The organism is Stieleria magnilauensis, assembly GCA_007753675.1.
Lineage (GTDB): Bacteria > Planctomycetota > Planctomycetia > Pirellulales > Pirellulaceae > Stieleria > Stieleria magnilauensis.
This window is the reverse complement of sequence record CP036432.1, coordinates 1,968,477-1,984,534: the sequence shown is the minus strand read 5'-3', so window position 1 is coordinate 1,984,534 and position 16,058 is coordinate 1,968,477. Positions and strand designations below refer to the sequence as shown.

The following is a 16,058-nucleotide window of genomic DNA, read 5'->3' as shown; positions in this document are numbered from 1 at the left end:
CAGGGGACGCGGTAGGGAGGAACGAAATTAGCCGAGCTGGGAATCGGTCACGGCACCGACGACCGAGGCGTCAAAATAGTTGATCGACATTCCAGCGTCGACAACCACCGATTGGGCCGTGATCCCACTACTTCGCGATGACAACAGGAATGCTGCCGTCTGGGCAACTTCTTCCGTTTTCACCGCCTCTTTGCGGGGGATGACCTGTTCGGCGTAAAGGTAAGAATCGACGTAGCCGGGAATGCCGGCCGAGGCACTGGTCTTGAGCAATCCGGCGGCCACGGCGTTGAAGCGGACGCGACTGAACCGGCTGAACGACTTGGTCAGAAACGCCAGCGACGATTCCAGTGCCGCCTTGATCGGGGCCATGAATCCATAGCTTTCACTGGCCATGCGGGTGGTGCTGATCCCGATGGTGACGACCGACGCGTCGGGGGCAAAGCGATCTTTCAAGGCGTTGGACAGGTTGATCAGGGAGTAGGCGGAAATGTCGACCGCCTGCAAGAATTGTTGTCGCGTCGTTTCGTGGAACGGCCGAATGCCATCGGGATAATCGGCAAACGCGATCGAGTGCACCATTCCCGCCAACGTGACACCTTCGTCGCCGAGCTGGTTCGCCAAGGCGTCGATCTGGTCTTGGTGTTCGACATCGCAAACCCGCACGTCGCGGTCACGCAGCAATTTCGCGGTGCTTTCCTTGCGGGCTTGGCTGCGGACGGCGTAAATCACCTTGCCGCCGGATTGTTCAATGATCCGTGCGATCGCGTAGGCCACACTTTTTTTGTTGGCGACGCCCAGGACCAGATAGGTCTTTCCGGACATCTGCAGAAAATCCATCACGGCCGGTTGGTTGCTCGGGTCACTCACCGCTGCGTCTCCTCGCTCGTCGCCGGCGGTTCAGGCGCGCTGACACTGACGGCAAAATCCAGCCGCATCGCCATTTTTCCCTCGAGCAGCATTTTGCCGGTCAAATAGTAGGCGTTGCTGAGCTGGTCGTTCAGCGTCACGTGGATTTCGACGGTGTCGCCGGGGCGGATCATGCGTTTGAATTTGACGCTGTCCATGCGGGTCGCCACCGGCACGCTGCCCGGTGCGCTGTCCATCTGTTGGTGCAACAACACCGCGCCGGCCTGCAGACAGCATTCGCACTGGATCACGCCGGGGACGATCGGTTGCCCCGGAAAGTGGCCTTGGACGAAAAATTCATCCGCCGAAAAGGATTTTTTGCAGACGATTGTCGTCTCGCTCTGCTCGCAGATTTCGTCGATCAGACGCATCGGCGGGCGGTGGGGGATCGCCTGTTCTATTGCTTCGATACTCATGGGCGTAATTGAAGTGTTGTTTCGCGCAGCGCCAAGACGGCACGCGGAGGGGAACGCCATGGGACTGGCATCCGGCCAGTGCATCCGGCAGGCAGTGTGGCGCGGGGTAACGGGCGCAGGATAACGCTGCGAGAGGGCTCTAAAGGCTCATCCGGGCGAAAACGCCACGTGCCCCTTTCCTCGTTGGCCAGAGACGATCATCATGTCGACAGTCCGTTGTGCAGCCCCGACGCGTCTGAATCATCCCCAAAAAGCAGTGCCCTTGCCGCCGTCACCGCAGTCCGTGCCTCCCGAATCGCCTCCCGAACTGCTCGATTCGATCGGGAAGCGTTCGATTTACAACGTGCCGAACGCGTTGACCAGCATCCGGTTCGCGATGGCGATTGCTGTGATGGCGCTGATCCCGGCGGGCTATTTCCTGGCCGCGACGGTCGTCTTTTTGGTCGCCGCGTCGACCGATTGGATGGACGGCTATTGGGCACGCAAGTATGGCCAAGTCACCAAATTCGGCCGGATCTTTGACCCGTTTGTCGACAAGATCATCATTTGCGGCTCGTTCATCGCTCTGGTCGGGGTGGTCAACTCACCCGTCGCCTCGTGGATGGCCACGCTGGTGGTCGGTCGCGAGTTGTTGGTGACCAGTTTGCGCGGCATGGTCGAGGGCAGCGGCAAAGATTTCTCGGCCAGTTGGCTGGGGAAATGGAAAATGGTGCTGCAGTGCGCCGCCGTCGTCGCCTCGCTGATCTATCTGCAATACGAAACGGCTCCGTCCTGGCTGACCTTCACCACGCTGGGTTTGGTGTGGGGATCGATCCTGCTGACCGTGTACTCGGGTTACGATTACACACTGGCCGCGGCAAGGCTGATGCAGGACGAACCCGACGAACCGGAATGAACGCTCCATGCAGCGCGTGAACCTCTTTGAAATCGGCTTCCTCGCCATCTCGCTGACCGTGCTCACGCTCCTCATTGCCGGCAGCGTGCTCTGGATTCAGTGGTGGCGTGGACGGGGCAAACGAAATCTGTGCGGAGACGTTTCGCCCGACTTGATCACCCGGCTCCCCCAGCCCCGGCCACGCTGGACGGTTTTTGATTTCCTGTTGATGTTCGGCATCATGATCCTGGTGGGGGCGTCGTTGCAGCAATCGCTGTCAACACCGCAGCAGGAGACGGACCAAACGCCACCCGCCGCCGCCGTGGTCGAGCAAGCCGACGACGCTCCGCCGGATGATGCTGCGGCTGATGATGCACCTGCCGAAGCGCCGAGTGATCGCGCCGCGAAGCTTCGCAGCCAGGTTCGAATCCACTTCATCGCCAATCTCGCCGCCTTCGTGCTCACCCTGATCTTCTTACGACTGACGCAAGGGGCGACGCTGGCGCACTTGAGCTTGGTTCCCAATCGAGACGACATCCGCCGCGGTTTGTTCGCAACCGTTTGGATCCTGGCTCCCGTTTTGTTGTTGAATCTGCTGGTTTCCAATCTGGTTCAATACGAACACACGGTGACCAACTTGCTGGCCGAAGAGAGCGGGACACAGACGTTTCTCGCCCTGCTTGTTTCAGCGGCGTGTTTGACCCCGATCGTCGAAGAATTTCAATTCCGGCTGCTTCTGCAAGGCGGGTTGCAGCAGATCGCCGACCCGCCGCCTGATTCGGACGCCATGTCGTTTTGGAAACCCTCCACTGCCTGGCCGATCTACGTCACCAGTTTGCTGTTTGCGGCGATGCATTGGGGCCAAGGGGCCGCGCCGATTCCGCTGTTTTTCCTTTCGGTCGGATTGGGTTTTTTGTACCAGCGAACCGGACGGTTGGTTCCAGCGATCGTCGTTCACATGCTGCTCAACGCGGCGACGCTGTGCATGGAGTTTTGCCGCGTCAACGCGGGGTTGTAGTCACCGTCGAGCGTCAACGGGCAGCATCAGCGGACTGCGTTTGGCGTTGCAACATTTGCGGCCAACACACTGGCGATCAATCCTGGCAAAAAGATCGCGCCGGCGTCGGCAAAGCGTCCCAGCGGCGGGCTCGACAGAATCACAAAGCCGACGTTGAAGATCACGTACGAGATCGCGACGACCGCAAACGCATTCCAACCCTCGGGGACAACGATCGGGCCGAGCGTCGGTTGCTTGGTCGCTTTGATCAACAGCCCCAACAATCCCATCAAGATCATCGGCAGAAAGATCGGATGCATCGCGATGTTCGCCGCGGTGCCCCAGACGCTACGACGCACCGCCAACAACAACCATCGCACGTAACCGCCCGGGGACTGCAAGAGGATCGCTCGGTTGAAGTCACCGATTCGTCGATGAACGGCGACTTGCGGCGCGACCAAGCCGACCGCATCTCGTTGTGCGAACTGGTCGCGGGCGAGCGGCCAAACGACGCCATAGTTGATCTGTCCCCATTGCTCCTCGATCGTCAGCGTGGGCAACGAGCCGCCGTTTGGGCCGGGCAGTTGAAACCCCTTTCTCTCCAGTTCGTCGGCGACCGCTCGTCCCAGCTCGCCCGACTCGCCGGGCAGATCTCTCAGCGTCTGCGGCGACACCGTTTGAACCAGGATCGCGGAAAGGTTCTGGTGACCGAACGGCGCGATGCCGAAATCGGAAACCACCAGTTTCCGAAAGCACATCCAGCCCAAGAGGACCACCGCGACCGAGAGGGCCAGTTTGAATTCCAGCAGTCGTGACGGCTGGGACGCTGGATTCGTTGTTCCCGCAACCTCGTCGGTCTGGCGGTGATGGGACAACAGCCATCCGGCCACCGCCAGCCACGGGATCAGGTACAGATAGGCCGGTCGTACAAAGATGGTCAATACCGCGGCGACCGCACAGGCGATCGCTTGGGGCGTCGATCGTGTGCGAATGGCGTTCATCAACAACGCCGCGGTGATCACACCCAGCGACGCCGCCGGCGCGTCGGTGCTGACGGTGCTGATGTGGTCCGCCGCCGTGCATCCGACCAACACGCAAACAGCCGCCGCGGTTGCCGAACGTCGCGGCATGCCACGACCGATCAAGGCTTCGGCTAGGATCCACGACGCGGTCGCGTGCAGCAGCACGTGCAGCAGCGGAACCCAGGACAGGCCGACGGTCGCATCGATGATCGACAAAGCGATCGGGTAGGCCGGCGTGCGAGTCGAAAGCAACGCATCGGTCAATGAGTTCAGCGGATAATTGACATAGCTGGGCGTGTCATTGACCGTGTGTACGGAGAGACGGCCCGAGACGGCGGCCAGGGCAACGCCGAGCAAGACGAACAAGATCCACCGAATCAGACCGCCGTTCGATTTCATGACATTCGCAAGGTTGATGGGCTTCGCAGTGTGGCTTGGCTTTGCAGTGGTGCTAGGCTTCGCGGTGTTGCTAGGCTTCGCCGTGCCCGGTTGGATTCAGTTCGGGGCTGACAGGCTGGAAGCCTCTCGCACCGCGTTGCCGATCGCCGCTCAGCGATTGATCACGTCCTCTTCGTCGTTGCGGGCGCGTTTTTGCAGGTACATCTTAATCGGCACTTCGCCAAATTTTAGATGATCGCGCATCACGTTCATCAGGTAACGCTGGTAATCGTTGGAGAATGCCTTGGGGTCATTACACATCACGACGATCGTCGGCGGTTCGGTCGCGACCTGTGTGGCGTAATAGATTTTGGGACGACGATTCTGGTACAGCGGCGGTTGGTGGGCTTCGATCGCGCTGCGCAGTAAACGGTTCAACTGTCCGGTCGAAACCCGTTCGCGAGCCTGTTTGAACAACATCGACGAATGGTTCATCAGCGCTTTGACGTTCTTTCCCGTCTGGCCGGTGATGAATGCGATCGGCGCGTACGAGAGCGTCGGAAATTGACGGCGCAGATAACGCACCCACCGCTCGGTCGGAATCGTGTCGTGTAACAGGTCCCACTTGTTGATCACAAAGATGCACGGCTTGTAGTTTTCGATGACGTAACCGATCAGCTGCTTGTCCACTTTGCTGACCGTTTCATTGGCGTCAAAGAACATCAACACGACGTCGGCGCGGCGGATGCTGCGTTGGGCCCGGTGCATGCCGTAGTATTCCAGGTCGGTGCGTTGGCTCTTTCGTTTTCGCAATCCCGGCGTGTCGATCGCGATGAAGGTTTGGCCATCGACTTCGAAGTGCACATCCACGCTGTCGCGGGTCGTGCCGGGCACTTCGCTGACGATCATCCGATCGGTTTCGGCCAATGTGTTGACGAAGGTGCTTTTGCCGACGTTTCGCCGCCCGACGATCGCCAGTTTCATGGTCGCGACGTTGGCCGTTTCGTCCGAGGGCGGAAGCCGGTCGCGAATCAGTTCCAACAGCTCGTCGCGGTTTCGATTCTGTGTCGTGCTGACCGTGATCAGATGCCCGCGGCCGAGTCGGTGAAACTCTTCGGCGTGGATGTCATGGTGCTGCTGGTCGGATTTGTTGGCGACCAGAATCACCGGACGCTCCACCGCTCGAAGCCGCTCGACGACCAACTGGTCCAGGGGCATCAGCCCGGTCTGGACATCGACGACCAGCAAGATGACGTCTGCGGAGTTGATCGCAAATTCGATCTGGCGACGAACGTCCGCGGTCAAATCGTCCGGATCTTCGATACCCAACCCCCCGGTGTCGGTCAGCTCAAAAAACTGGTCCTCCGTCTCGATCAGGGTCGTCATGCGATCGCGGGTGACGCCCTCGTAGTCGTCAACAATCGCCAAACGGCGGCGGGCGAGCCAATTAAAAAGACTGCTTTTGCCGACGTTCGGACGGCCAACAATCGCAACTTGGGGGACGGGCATGGAAAAGACTGTCGGACAGGCGTGGCGCGGAACGGGATGGGAAACAAGCCTGCTATGTTAAACGCCATGGTGCAAAACAAGTAGGCCGTGTGTTATCTATGGTGCCATGCCGCAAGAAAATCAAAATCTCGAAGGGCCCGATCCGGCCGTCACCCTCGCCCAAGCCGCCGGATTGGCCGAACATCTGCAACGCGTCGGCGTCCAGTGGTTGCCGGCGGCCGACCCCGACTCCGTGACCGCGTTGGCGGAACAGTTGCGGTTCGCCGCCGACGGTTCGCCCGGAGAAGGATCCGAGCAAGTTGCGGAGCGAACCCCCGAGGGAACCTCTGAGCAGGTGTCCGCGCCGCCCGCAGTTTCCCCCCCCACGGTTCCACCCGCAGCGGCGCCCCCAACTGTCGCCGCCGGTTCCGCCCAGCCGAGCACCGCAGGACCCACGACTGGGTTCTCGCTGCAGAGCGATTCGGCCGATCCCGCCGAGCCCTACCCGGGACCATCGCTGGTCCCTGAGATGCGCGCCGCAGAACTGGCAAAGTTCTCCGAACAGGTGGCCGCCTGCACGCGCTGTGAAATCCTTTCCCAGTGCCGCACCAAAACGGTCTTCGGCGAAGGCAACGTGGCGCCGCGAGTCGCCTTCTTTGGCGAAGGCCCCGGTCGCGAAGAAGACCTGTCGGGACGTCCGTTTGTCGGCAAGGCCGGCCAGCTACTGACCAAGATGATTCAAGCGTGCAAGTTCGCCCGCGAAGACGTCTACATCATGAACACGGTCAAGTGTCGGCCGCCCAACAACCGCAACCCCGAGCCGACCGAGATCGAAAACTGTCGCGAGTTCTTCCAAGCACAGTTCGAAATCTTGCGCCCCGAATACATCGTGTGCTTGGGGCTGGTCAGCGCCCAAGCACTGCTTAGCACCAAACTGTCCGTCGGACGATTGCGAGGAAAATTTCATCAATACTTTGATAGCAAAGTGTTGGTGACGTATCACCCTTCTTATCTGTTGCGCAATCCGGCCGCGAAAAAAGCGGCCTGGGACGATTTACAGCTGATGCTTCGCGACGCCGGCTTGATGTAGCCGCCGAAAAAACTCGTATTGACCGGTTTTGCGATACGAGAACAATCTGTGCATCGATCGCGGATACCAAACGTAAGCGAAAGGATCGCTTACTCATTCGTGAAAGCTGAACCCCACGATGTGCACGGAGGCCATCACATGCGACACGCATTTGACGTTCGACAAAGCGTTTCTTTTCGCACTCTCCTTGACGATGACTCGGTCAACAAAGAGCTGGTTCCGCTGTCCAAGGTGTCCGGTACGGGGGCCCCGCCGATGACGTCGGTGACCGTGGAACGTTTTGCGGCCGAAGACGACGCGGCGGCAACTCCGATCATGTTGGCCGCGTTGTTTCCCGAGGCCAAGTTTTTTGGATGCGAAGATCTTGCGGTTTCGAATCTTGTCGACGACGTCGCGGATTGTGATCAAGGCGACGTGGTGTTGTATCGGATCGGTGAAGGCGATCCAAACGAATTGATTTCGGTGGCGTTGGCTCGCGGTGCCAGCGGCATTCTGACCGAACAAATGTTGCCTTGTCCGCTGCCCCAGTGCATCGTCGGCAGCGTCGACCATGCCCTGGCCCGAATCGCTTCGGCCCGGCACCGTCAGCCCGATCGGACGTTGTTGACCGTCGGCGTCCTCGGTCATAGCGGCAAGACATCGACGTGTTTGTTGGCGGCAACGTTGACCAAAGCGTTGGGAATTCGAACCGCGTACCAATGTGATCTCGGATCCAGCGACGGCGTGGTCAATGAAACGTCATCGCAACAGGTCTGTTACGGCGCCGAGTTGATCGAGTGGATTGCCGAATCGAGCGACTGCCTCAGCCGCATCGCGATCATCGAAATCAATGAAACCGCAGCTCGGGACGGGCACTACGACTCGCTGCAGTTTGATGTGCTGATGGTGACCGGCAAACGCGAACTGTCCGATGACTTTGGGCCGTGTGGGTTGCAATGTTTGTTGGAACAACTGACGCCGACGGGAATCGTGATCGCTCCCGGTGACGACGCCAAGACGGTTCGGTTGTTGGACGAGGCACGCTGCAAGCCGATCTTGTACGGCACGTCGTCGGACAGTGAGTTTGGTGCGATCATGATCGATCAATCCGGTGGCATGGCGACGCTGATGCTGACCGCCGGAGACACCAGTGCGATGATGGAAACGCCGCTGTGCGGGATTTCGATGGCGTCGAACATCGCCGCCGCCGCCGCTTTGGGATCGCTGTTGGGCCATTCGCCTCATGAGATTGCCAAGCACTTGTCGACGCTGCGATCGATTCCCGGCCGCGGTCAGCGACTGGTCGATTTTGGCCACGCCACGGTGGTGCTGGAAACCGGCGGGACGGTGGACCGCGTGACCGAGTCCTTGCGGACGGCCAAGGCCGTGGGGGCTGGCGGTCGAGTGTGGTGCGTTTTGGCGATCGGGGAAGCCGACGGCGACGATCTGTTGGCCAGCTACGGCCACGCGATCGAACGCTTCGCGCATCATTGCGTCGTCACGTCACGTCCCAACCAAGCCGGTTCGTTTCTGCAGCGTTCCCACCAACTGCTCGACGGAGTCAAAAAGTGCGCCGCGATTCGCTTGGTCGCCGATCAAGACAAAGCCATTGAGTGGGCGATCGAATCCTCGCGAGCGCGTGACACGATCGTCGTGATCACCAACCAACGGGTTCAGTCGGCGCACGACTCACGCACCGAGATCGAACGACTGGCGCGACTGGTCGATGCCGCCCGGTCCAAGCAGGACGCCGAAGAAGAAGCCGCGTCGGGCTCCGATTCCGCCGCGGAAGTTGGTGCTCCGATCAAGCTGAAACTGTTTCGTTAATGTTGACAGAGCCTAGAACTTCCAGCGGAATTCCATCCGTGTGCCGTACACGTCGTCATCGCCTTCTCGCCAGCCGTGCATGACGTCGAACCGCAGCAGCGTCGCGTTGGAAATCGGAAACTGATACCGGGCACCGATCGCGTATTGATCACCACGCGCGATCGCGCGGTCACCGTGGGGCGTGAGATAGCTCAGTTCAAGCAACAGTTGTCGGTCCAGGTCGTCGCCGATCAAATCCACGCCGACCGAACCGCCGGCCGTGTCGGCGGCAGAGGTGTCCAGTGTGGCAAAGCCGTTGAGTCCGTCGGTGTCGAAGTTGATTCCGGTGTTGCGCAAGATGCCGCCGGAGATCCCGGCGCGGGCGACCGATTGTGGCCGATCCCAACCGTAGAAAAAGTTGGCGTAGGGAACCACGGTCAACGGTGCCGCCGTGATCCAGCTATTCTCCACCAGCAACAATCCGCCGTCGGCCGTTCGATCGGCCTTGGCCCGGTCCTGCCCGGCATTGACGATCACACGAACGCTGTTGCTGATGCGATCGAAATAGCGCCGCGTAAAACTGAACGTCGCGTTGTGGTAGCTCAATGAATCATCGTTGCGGTGATTCAAATACGCATAGCCGGTTTCGATGTAGCCGCCATAAGCTTCGATGAACCAGGCGGTCCCGAACGCTTGTGCGTCGCTGTTGTCGGCAAACGCGGGGCTGTTGAGTTGATCGAACACGGCAAAGAAGCTGACGTCAAAGTTTGCCCAGTTGAGTAGACGGCTGTGTTTGGCCGGCAACGCAAACGCGATGCCGCTGACAGCGTCTTCCATCCAGATGCCGTTCTGGAACAACAGCGGCATCAGTCCCGCCGAGATCGGCAACTCGAACGGCGAGGATTGATTACCCAAGGCTCCCAGCATGACGCCCAAATCGCCCTCGAAGAACGCGGTCGCCGGGGTCAGGTTCATTTCGTTGCGGTAACGTAAATCACCGTCGATCACTTCCCAACGCGTGAATCGATTCTGCTTGTCCAAGGGACCGACAAAGGCATGGAATCGTTCGGTGTCGGTGATCTGAAGATCCATGTCCAGGTTCAAGCGATTGGCCCAGTTGTCGGCCCGCCCACCGGCGTTGCGTCCCGCCTGGATGCCGGTGCGAAAGTCTCCGTAGACATAGAATTTGGGCCGCACCAGATTCATCGGACCAAACAAATCGCGCCCGCGCGGTGTGATCCCGTCTCCATACCAGATGCGTCCCCATTCGACCCAGGGATGTTGTGTCGGGACGTCGTGTTTCGCATCGTAGACCCAGGCTTCGCGGCCGGAATCGTGGTAGCAGGCATCGGGATCCAGCGGCATCGGAGAGAAATCCAAGCCGGGATCGTGCAGCACGATGGGTGCCGGTTCGATATGGGGTCGATCAACGTCAATCAGCGGTTGAGTTGTTGGAGTCGCGTTGGATACCGCCGTGTCGCTGCCCAGCAAGTCCGCAGGCAATTGCGGCAGTTGCGTCTCCGTCGTGGGCAGACGACGAATCGCCATCTCAGGTTGCGATTCCAACTGCGGCGCGAGGTAGCGATCCAGCGCGGCGGTGAAGCGGTCTGATTGCAGGCCCGTTTGTGGCCGCAGAACGTTTTGGAGACGCCGCATCGATGCGTCTGCCGGTTCACCGGAATCGGCACGCGGATCGGTCGCTGCGGGTGGTTCGACCGCCGACTGGATTGATTGCCGGTCGAGCTCGTCGAGCGTTTGTCGCAGCACACGTTCGAAATCACGTGTCACCAATGGCGTTGCGTCCAGCGGAGCCGCCACGTTCGCCGGTGGAAGAACCGGCGGCAGACGGCGAGGGCGGTCCGCACCGATCGCACACAACGACAGCAGCGTGAGCCCGAACAAGGATCGTTTGGAACTCTTCATCAGCGCACCCAAAATGTATGACTGGAAGGGTGCAAGTCCAGCGTGTTTTCCAGCATGCGGTGAATCATGTCCGGCGTGCTGTCGATCTGACGCATGAAGTAAATCGGTTCGGTTCGATTTCGCATCCGCACGCTCAATCGGTACGGTCCTTTCTTTGTCATCACGTGGGCGGGAATCGAGTAGCGGGCCGTTCGTGAATCGAGCGGCGCAATCGAGTGGGCTTCCATTCGGATCAAGGGCGGGTGGTTCAGCACCGAAACGGGAACGGCACCGGGGCGTAAGAAGACAAGTTGGTCGAGGGAGAAATTCAGCGGCAACGCGGCTTCGCGGTCCGTCCCACGCACGTTGTTGATCAGAAACTTGGTTTGCAGGTTGAACAGATCTTTGTCGCGCCGGACGCGGTGTGTCGCGACATCGACCGAGTGCATGTCGGCCAAATCGCCGTGTCGATCCAGATAACCGCTTTCCCAAACGCGACAGCCGTCGGGATCGATCAACGCGACGTTCAACCAAAGTTGCGGTTGAGCTCCCAGGGAGCCCGTCGGCAGATTGTGGCCTTCGCTGGTGTTGCAAACCGTGTAGCTGAATTTCAAACGGCGTCCGGCGGTCGGCTCGTGTTCAAAGTAGGGGCCTTCGATTTTCAGTCCGCCTTCCATCGTGGCGATCGAACCGGCGCGTTTTTCGGCGAGCTTGGCCAGGTTGGCGTCGATGATCCTGCGTCCGTCGCGTCGATCGTCGGCGGTGTCCCACGGTTCGGGGAATGTCATTGCTGCTGTCACCGAATTCTCGAACGCGTCGGTTCCCCAACCAGATCGATAGTCGAACGCCAGCCACTCACGCGGCGTGTATTGTTTCGCTTTGGGGTGGTGCGGAAAGATTCCCGGGTGGGCGATCGAGAAGCCCGGACCCCAAAACATGTGGTTGGATTGTTTGCGTTTTTCGCCGAACGGCTTGTCGCCCAGGTGAGCCACGAAGTCACTTTGATAGCCGTGCGGTTTGCCGGGCACTGCACCCATGTGACAGTCCTGGCAACTGACACCGCGTTTGGCAGCGGGGCCGCTTCGATACTGTGCGTGAACGACTTCCAACCAGATGCCCGGGTGGACGGCGACCTGATGGCAGGACACACACACGTCGCTGTTGGTCAGAGGCTGAAAGAACCGACCCTGCAAGTGAATCGCTTGTCCCGGACCGGTGTCCTCGGGCGAAAGTTTCAGTTTCAAGGTATCGGCATTGGCGATCGCTTCACGAACCCCCGCTCCGCCGCGTCCGCCGTAGACCGGCGCGTGGATGTTGCCGGGGACGATTCGGCGGTCCCCGTTGCTGCGCCAATAGTGTTCGTTGATGCGGTGGCAGGCGATGCAGGTGACGCCTTCGCGGACCACCGGTGGTGCATCGAGCACGCTCGTCGAGCGGGGAATTTTCAGTTGGGTTTGGACCGGAGAATGACAGCGATTGCAAAAGCTGCCCACCGTGCCCTCGGTGAGTTCCGTCATCGCTTGGTCAAACCGATTGAACATCGGCGAGACGCTAGCGTAGGCGTGACCACTGGCCCTCCATTGTTCGTATTGAACGGGGTGGCAGGCACGGCAGGATTCCGCCGACGGATAGCAGTCTTCGGTCCACAGGTCTTCGTGGGGATCACGCGGGGCGGTGGCGTCGCGGTCTTGGTCCGGGCCGAGACCGGCCAACGGATCAACGGACGATCCGTCCAGCAACTCATCTTGCAGCCCACCACCGAGCAAGTCGCCGCCGATCAGATCGTCACCGAGCAGATCGTCACCGCCGTCGGTCAACAGGTCGTTTGCCGCTGGCGTTTCACGCTGGGCTCGTGCTGCGATCCGCAGCGTGTTGCGCAATTGGTCGACCGACAGCGGAGCCTGCGTGTCGCGATCGGGGGCCGGAGCGATGCGTTGGAGTTGGTAGAACGACTCTGGATGCCAGGCTGCGGGGTGGGGGGAGCGTTGTGGGGGCTGCCATGATTCTCGCCAGGAATCTCGGTCGCTCGGATGCGACCAGGACTGCGGCATCGTTTGCTGCGCCGCCGCGGGGGCTGGGCGAAGCGTCAAGATCACGGTGATGGATGCCACCAGAACGATGGATTTGGCTTGCATTGCCCGCCTGTCCGGAGCTCGGAAGGATCAAAACGGGGCCGGTCGACTGCCACCGGCCTGACTCTTCGATTCGTCCTGACAGCACCGTTGCATCCGGTCGGACTGTCATAGCTGGTTCAGGCTTCCTAATCGGAACAGCTTATTGAGGAAAAACCCTCTGCGGGGTCACCGCAGGTCACGTTGTCGGTGATTTTTCGAGCTAGCGTTCAGTGTTCGCGCAGTCGGCGCGGAAGCTAATCAAACCGGACTGGTTCTCAGTCCAATCCCGGCAGACCCTCTCACAACGGTTGTCAGAACGATGCCAGCGTATTCCTACAAGACCTTGCCCACCGAAGGGCAAGCGAAAACGTATCGATGCAAAGTGGTCGGAGACAGCGTCGCAACACTTCAGGTCGGTCGCAAGGCACTGAAAGTCTTCGTTCGTGAAACATCCGGTGGCGGTTTCACACTAGGACTTGGCCCCAAACTGGCAAAAAAGATCAAGTCGGGCAAAAGCTACGACCTTCGCTATGACGGTCGTCGCATTCAAGTCATCGCCGAAACGTTCGTCGAAACGGTTCAAGGGGAGGCTCGATTGCAAGTCGGTACGATCCGTGAATACGAACCGAAAGAGCGCTGGGCATTTCGTCTCCCCTTTACCAAAGGTTCTCGCGTGATCGGATATGACTCTGGCATCAATAGTGGTGCAGCCTACGGTGGTTTCGTGTTGGTGCTGTTTTGCGTCATGGCGCTGCCCGGCGTCGGCGATCAGCTCGGTACGGCCCCCCGAATCGAATCGGCCCTGGCGATGATGAGCAAGAACATCACCGACGTGGTGCACGCAATCCGCCACTAACCCGCAAATCTTTCCTAAAGCCTCTCGTCGTCGTAACCGATACAAATGGTGTTCGCATCCGCGGACGCCATTTTTTAATGCGCCCTGGCACCTGGGCTGACACTCTATCCCGCTGTGAAGTGGTGAACGAGAGCAACACGATGAGAGCTGACCGCAAACCAGACGAGCGACTGAGTCGTGTTTCACGCACGCTGATGGGCCTAGCGCTGCTCGGCTTCGCCGTGACATCCAGCACCGGTTGCCGACTGTGTTGCGACCGCGAGGACCAGGCCTATTCGGCCTATGGTGGCAGTTGGGAGCGGACGCAGCGTGACTCGGGACGCGTCGGCAGTCTGTTTGATCCCGGCGGGGCGCGGGTCGGAGACGTTTCACCTCGCGACGCGGGGCGTGATGAAATCGAAGCCCGCGAGCGGGTCGCACCGCTCGGTGGCGTCAAATCCAGGGGATCCGACGGCGACCCGACGCCTGAACCACCCCAACTCGAGAAAAAGTCAGAAGAAGAAACCGAGCAGGAATTTCAGGAGCGATTGAAACGGTTCCAGAAAGAGAAAATGCTCAACGCGAGCATCGTCCCCGGTGAACCCTCGCCGCCCGATTTTCGCTAACCCGTCGCCCCGCTGATGCGGCCGTCATCGCCGTGTGCTTACGGTTCGTCGATCAGTACGGCGTCATCGGGCAGTGGCAGCATTCCATGCCGGGTCAAGCGGTCCAATTCACGGTAGCGGATACGCACATAGTCGGTCGTGTTGTTCAAGGCCTGCTTCATTCCGGCTTCGATCAACGATTGGACTTTGGCGTTGTCAATCTTGCCGCCACGTCCCGCCACCGAAGACAGCGGTGCCCGGATGACTTCCAGTTCTTTGGCGGCATCAAGAAAGTGTTTTTCAATCCGTGGGTCGGAGGAGATCCGGACATGATCGAATTCGTGACGCACCACGCGGTCGTCCCAAAACTGATTTGTCGATGGCGGAGAACGCAACCAGACATCGTGTGTTGAAATTAATTTGATGGAGCGAAAGCGCACGCGAATCGACACCATCGTTTGGCTGAGTGCGTTTCGTCGACTTTCAATCTGCCATTGCGCGCGGCTGTCGTAGCGATAACGAAACGTGAACCGAGTCTCACCGGCCAACCGTTGACCGACCGGTAGCGATGCCGCATCGCTGGTCGGCTGACCGCCGGTGATCAATCGCACCGTCCCGCGACGGATCAACGCGGCGACTTCGGGTGTCGGTTTGGGCAAATCATCGAGTCGGATTTCAACGCTGCGGTCGTCTCGGTCTCCACCGCGCTCGGGACTGCGATCGGCAGTATCCCTTTGGCCCAGCGCTGGCGCAGTGCAGATCATTGACATCGCCAACACGCTGGCGATGCAAGCCAACCGATGAGTTGACGGTGAAGGGTTACGGCGTAACGGATGCATGAGATTCCCGGGTTGTTCGGTAACGCATGCCAAGCGTCTGCACCGGTGAGTTTGGAAGCTGCGAAGCGTTGCTGTGGATGTGGTTTGGCACACTCGCTCGCGCGTCCTGACTTGTAAGGGAAATTGCCGTTTCAAATGTCACGCATCGCAGCAACCTTTTGTTGATGATCGATGTTGAATCGGTTCACCAGCGCAGAAACCGAGTCAGCATTTCGATCCCCGGCTGGGTGAGAAAGCTTTCCGGGTGAAACTGCCATCCTTCCAGTTGAAAGTTCTTGTGGCGGACACCCATGATTTGTCGTTGTCCCCCGGTGTCAGTCCAGGCGGCGACTTCCAAACAGTCGGGCATGGTTTCGGGGTCGATCACCAGGCTGTGGTAGCGCGTGGCGACGAACGGATTGCGAAGCCCTTCGAACAACCCTTTGTCGTCGTGATAGATTTCGTCCGTCTTGCCGTGCATCAGTTGAGGTGCTCGGATGATCGTCGCACCGAACGCTTGACCGATCGATTGATGCCCCAGGCAGACGCCCAGCATGGGCACCTTGCCGGCGAAGCGACGAATGCACTCGACACTGACGCCGGCTTCGTTTGGCGTGCAGGGGCCAGGCGAAACCAAGATCCGATCCGGCGACAGCGATTCCATTTCGTCGACCGAGACTTCGTCGTTGCGAAACACGCGCAGCTTCGTCGTCGGGTCGATCTCGCCCAGTCGTTGCACGAGGTTGTAGGTGAATGAATCGTAGTTATCGATGACGATGACCATGCGGGAACCAGGTAACAACGGGGCTGTCTGTCAATGGGAATCTG

Annotated in this window: 14 protein-coding genes; 6 read left to right on the top strand and 8 right to left on the bottom strand. The window is 59.7% G+C overall.

The genetic code is table 11. The annotated features are described in order from the left end of the window. Positions 1 to 27: 27 nt before the first annotated feature. Both TBK1r_RS07160 and TBK1r_RS07155 read right to left on the bottom strand, forming a co-directional pair. The gene (locus TBK1r_RS07160) at positions 28 to 837 is read right to left on the bottom strand and encodes an enoyl-ACP reductase FabI (protein ID WP_145222195.1); all 810 of its coding nucleotides are present in this window, start codon (positions 835 to 837) and stop codon (positions 28 to 30) included. 26 nt (positions 838 to 863) lie between these two features. Then, on the bottom strand, positions 864 to 1,322 hold the full coding sequence (locus TBK1r_RS07155; RefSeq protein WP_145208496.1) for a 3-hydroxyacyl-ACP dehydratase FabZ family protein: 459 nt from the start codon (positions 1,320 to 1,322) through the stop codon (positions 864 to 866). Positions 1,323 to 1,524: 202 nt separating this feature from the next. Between TBK1r_RS07155 and pgsA the strand changes: the two genes are divergently transcribed. Both pgsA and TBK1r_RS07145 read left to right on the top strand, forming a co-directional pair. Continuing rightward, positions 1,525 to 2,217 (top strand): CDP-diacylglycerol--glycerol-3-phosphate 3-phosphatidyltransferase, encoded by a 693-nt coding sequence (pgsA, locus tag TBK1r_RS07150; RefSeq protein ID WP_372894555.1) that lies wholly within the window; start codon positions 1,525 to 1,527, stop codon positions 2,215 to 2,217. Positions 2,218 to 2,224: 7 nt separating this feature from the next. Then, positions 2,225 to 3,214 (top strand): CPBP family intramembrane glutamic endopeptidase, encoded by a 990-nt coding sequence (locus TBK1r_RS07145; protein ID WP_145208494.1) that lies wholly within the window; start codon positions 2,225 to 2,227, stop codon positions 3,212 to 3,214. A 26-nt stretch (positions 3,215 to 3,240) separates the two neighbouring features. On the opposite strand, the gene TBK1r_RS07140 is transcribed toward TBK1r_RS07145, so the two are convergent. Then, entirely contained in the window at positions 3,241 to 4,614 is a 1,374-nt protein-coding gene (locus TBK1r_RS07140; RefSeq protein WP_145208492.1) for a hypothetical protein, read from the bottom strand. A 150-nt stretch (positions 4,615 to 4,764) separates the two neighbouring features. Next, positions 4,765 to 6,102, bottom strand: coding sequence for a ribosome biogenesis GTPase Der (der, locus tag TBK1r_RS07135; protein ID WP_145208490.1), 1,338 nt, complete (start codon positions 6,100 to 6,102; stop codon positions 4,765 to 4,767). Between the two features lie 106 nt (positions 6,103 to 6,208). On the opposite strand from der, the gene TBK1r_RS07130 reads away from it, so the two are divergent. Beyond that, positions 6,209 to 7,171 carry a uracil-DNA glycosylase gene (locus tag TBK1r_RS07130; RefSeq protein WP_145208488.1) on the top strand — a complete coding sequence of 321 codons (963 nt, stop codon included), beginning with the start codon at positions 6,209 to 6,211 and terminating at the stop codon, positions 7,169 to 7,171. A gap of 138 nt (positions 7,172 to 7,309) precedes the next feature. Beyond that, positions 7,310 to 8,977, top strand: coding sequence for a glutamate ligase domain-containing protein (locus TBK1r_RS07125; protein WP_145208486.1), 1,668 nt, complete (start codon positions 7,310 to 7,312; stop codon positions 8,975 to 8,977). A 12-nt stretch (positions 8,978 to 8,989) separates the two neighbouring features. Here TBK1r_RS07125 and TBK1r_RS07120 read toward each other — a convergent pair whose 3' ends face one another. Beyond that, positions 8,990 to 10,879: a hypothetical protein gene (locus TBK1r_RS07120; RefSeq protein ID WP_419581070.1), complete on the bottom strand. Its 1,890-nt coding sequence runs from the start codon at positions 10,877 to 10,879 to the stop codon at positions 8,990 to 8,992. Then, complete coding sequence (locus tag TBK1r_RS07115) at positions 10,879 to 12,993, bottom strand: multiheme c-type cytochrome (protein ID WP_419581069.1); 2,115 nt, start codon at positions 12,991 to 12,993, stop codon at positions 10,879 to 10,881. Before TBK1r_RS07115 ends, TBK1r_RS07120 begins: the two co-directional genes overlap by 1 nt. Positions 12,994 to 13,291: 298 nt before the next feature. Between TBK1r_RS07115 and TBK1r_RS07110 the strand changes: the two genes are divergently transcribed. Both TBK1r_RS07110 and TBK1r_RS07105 read left to right on the top strand, forming a co-directional pair. Beyond that, positions 13,292 to 13,828 carry a hypothetical protein gene (locus tag TBK1r_RS07110; protein ID WP_145208485.1) on the top strand — a complete coding sequence of 179 codons (537 nt, stop codon included), beginning with the start codon at positions 13,292 to 13,294 and terminating at the stop codon, positions 13,826 to 13,828. A 140-nt stretch (positions 13,829 to 13,968) separates the two neighbouring features. Further along, entirely contained in the window at positions 13,969 to 14,433 is a 465-nt protein-coding gene (locus tag TBK1r_RS07105; protein WP_145208483.1) for a hypothetical protein, read from the top strand. A 38-nt stretch (positions 14,434 to 14,471) separates the two neighbouring features. On the opposite strand, the gene TBK1r_RS07100 is transcribed toward TBK1r_RS07105, so the two are convergent. Both TBK1r_RS07100 and TBK1r_RS07095 read right to left on the bottom strand, forming a co-directional pair. Further along, on the bottom strand, positions 14,472 to 15,182 hold the full coding sequence (locus TBK1r_RS07100) for a hypothetical protein (RefSeq protein ID WP_145208481.1): 711 nt from the start codon (positions 15,180 to 15,182) through the stop codon (positions 14,472 to 14,474). A gap of 253 nt (positions 15,183 to 15,435) precedes the next feature. After that, positions 15,436 to 16,014 carry an anthranilate synthase component II gene (locus TBK1r_RS07095; RefSeq protein WP_145208479.1) on the bottom strand — a complete coding sequence of 193 codons (579 nt, stop codon included), beginning with the start codon at positions 16,012 to 16,014 and terminating at the stop codon, positions 15,436 to 15,438. Between the last annotated feature and the right edge of the window lie 44 nt (positions 16,015 to 16,058).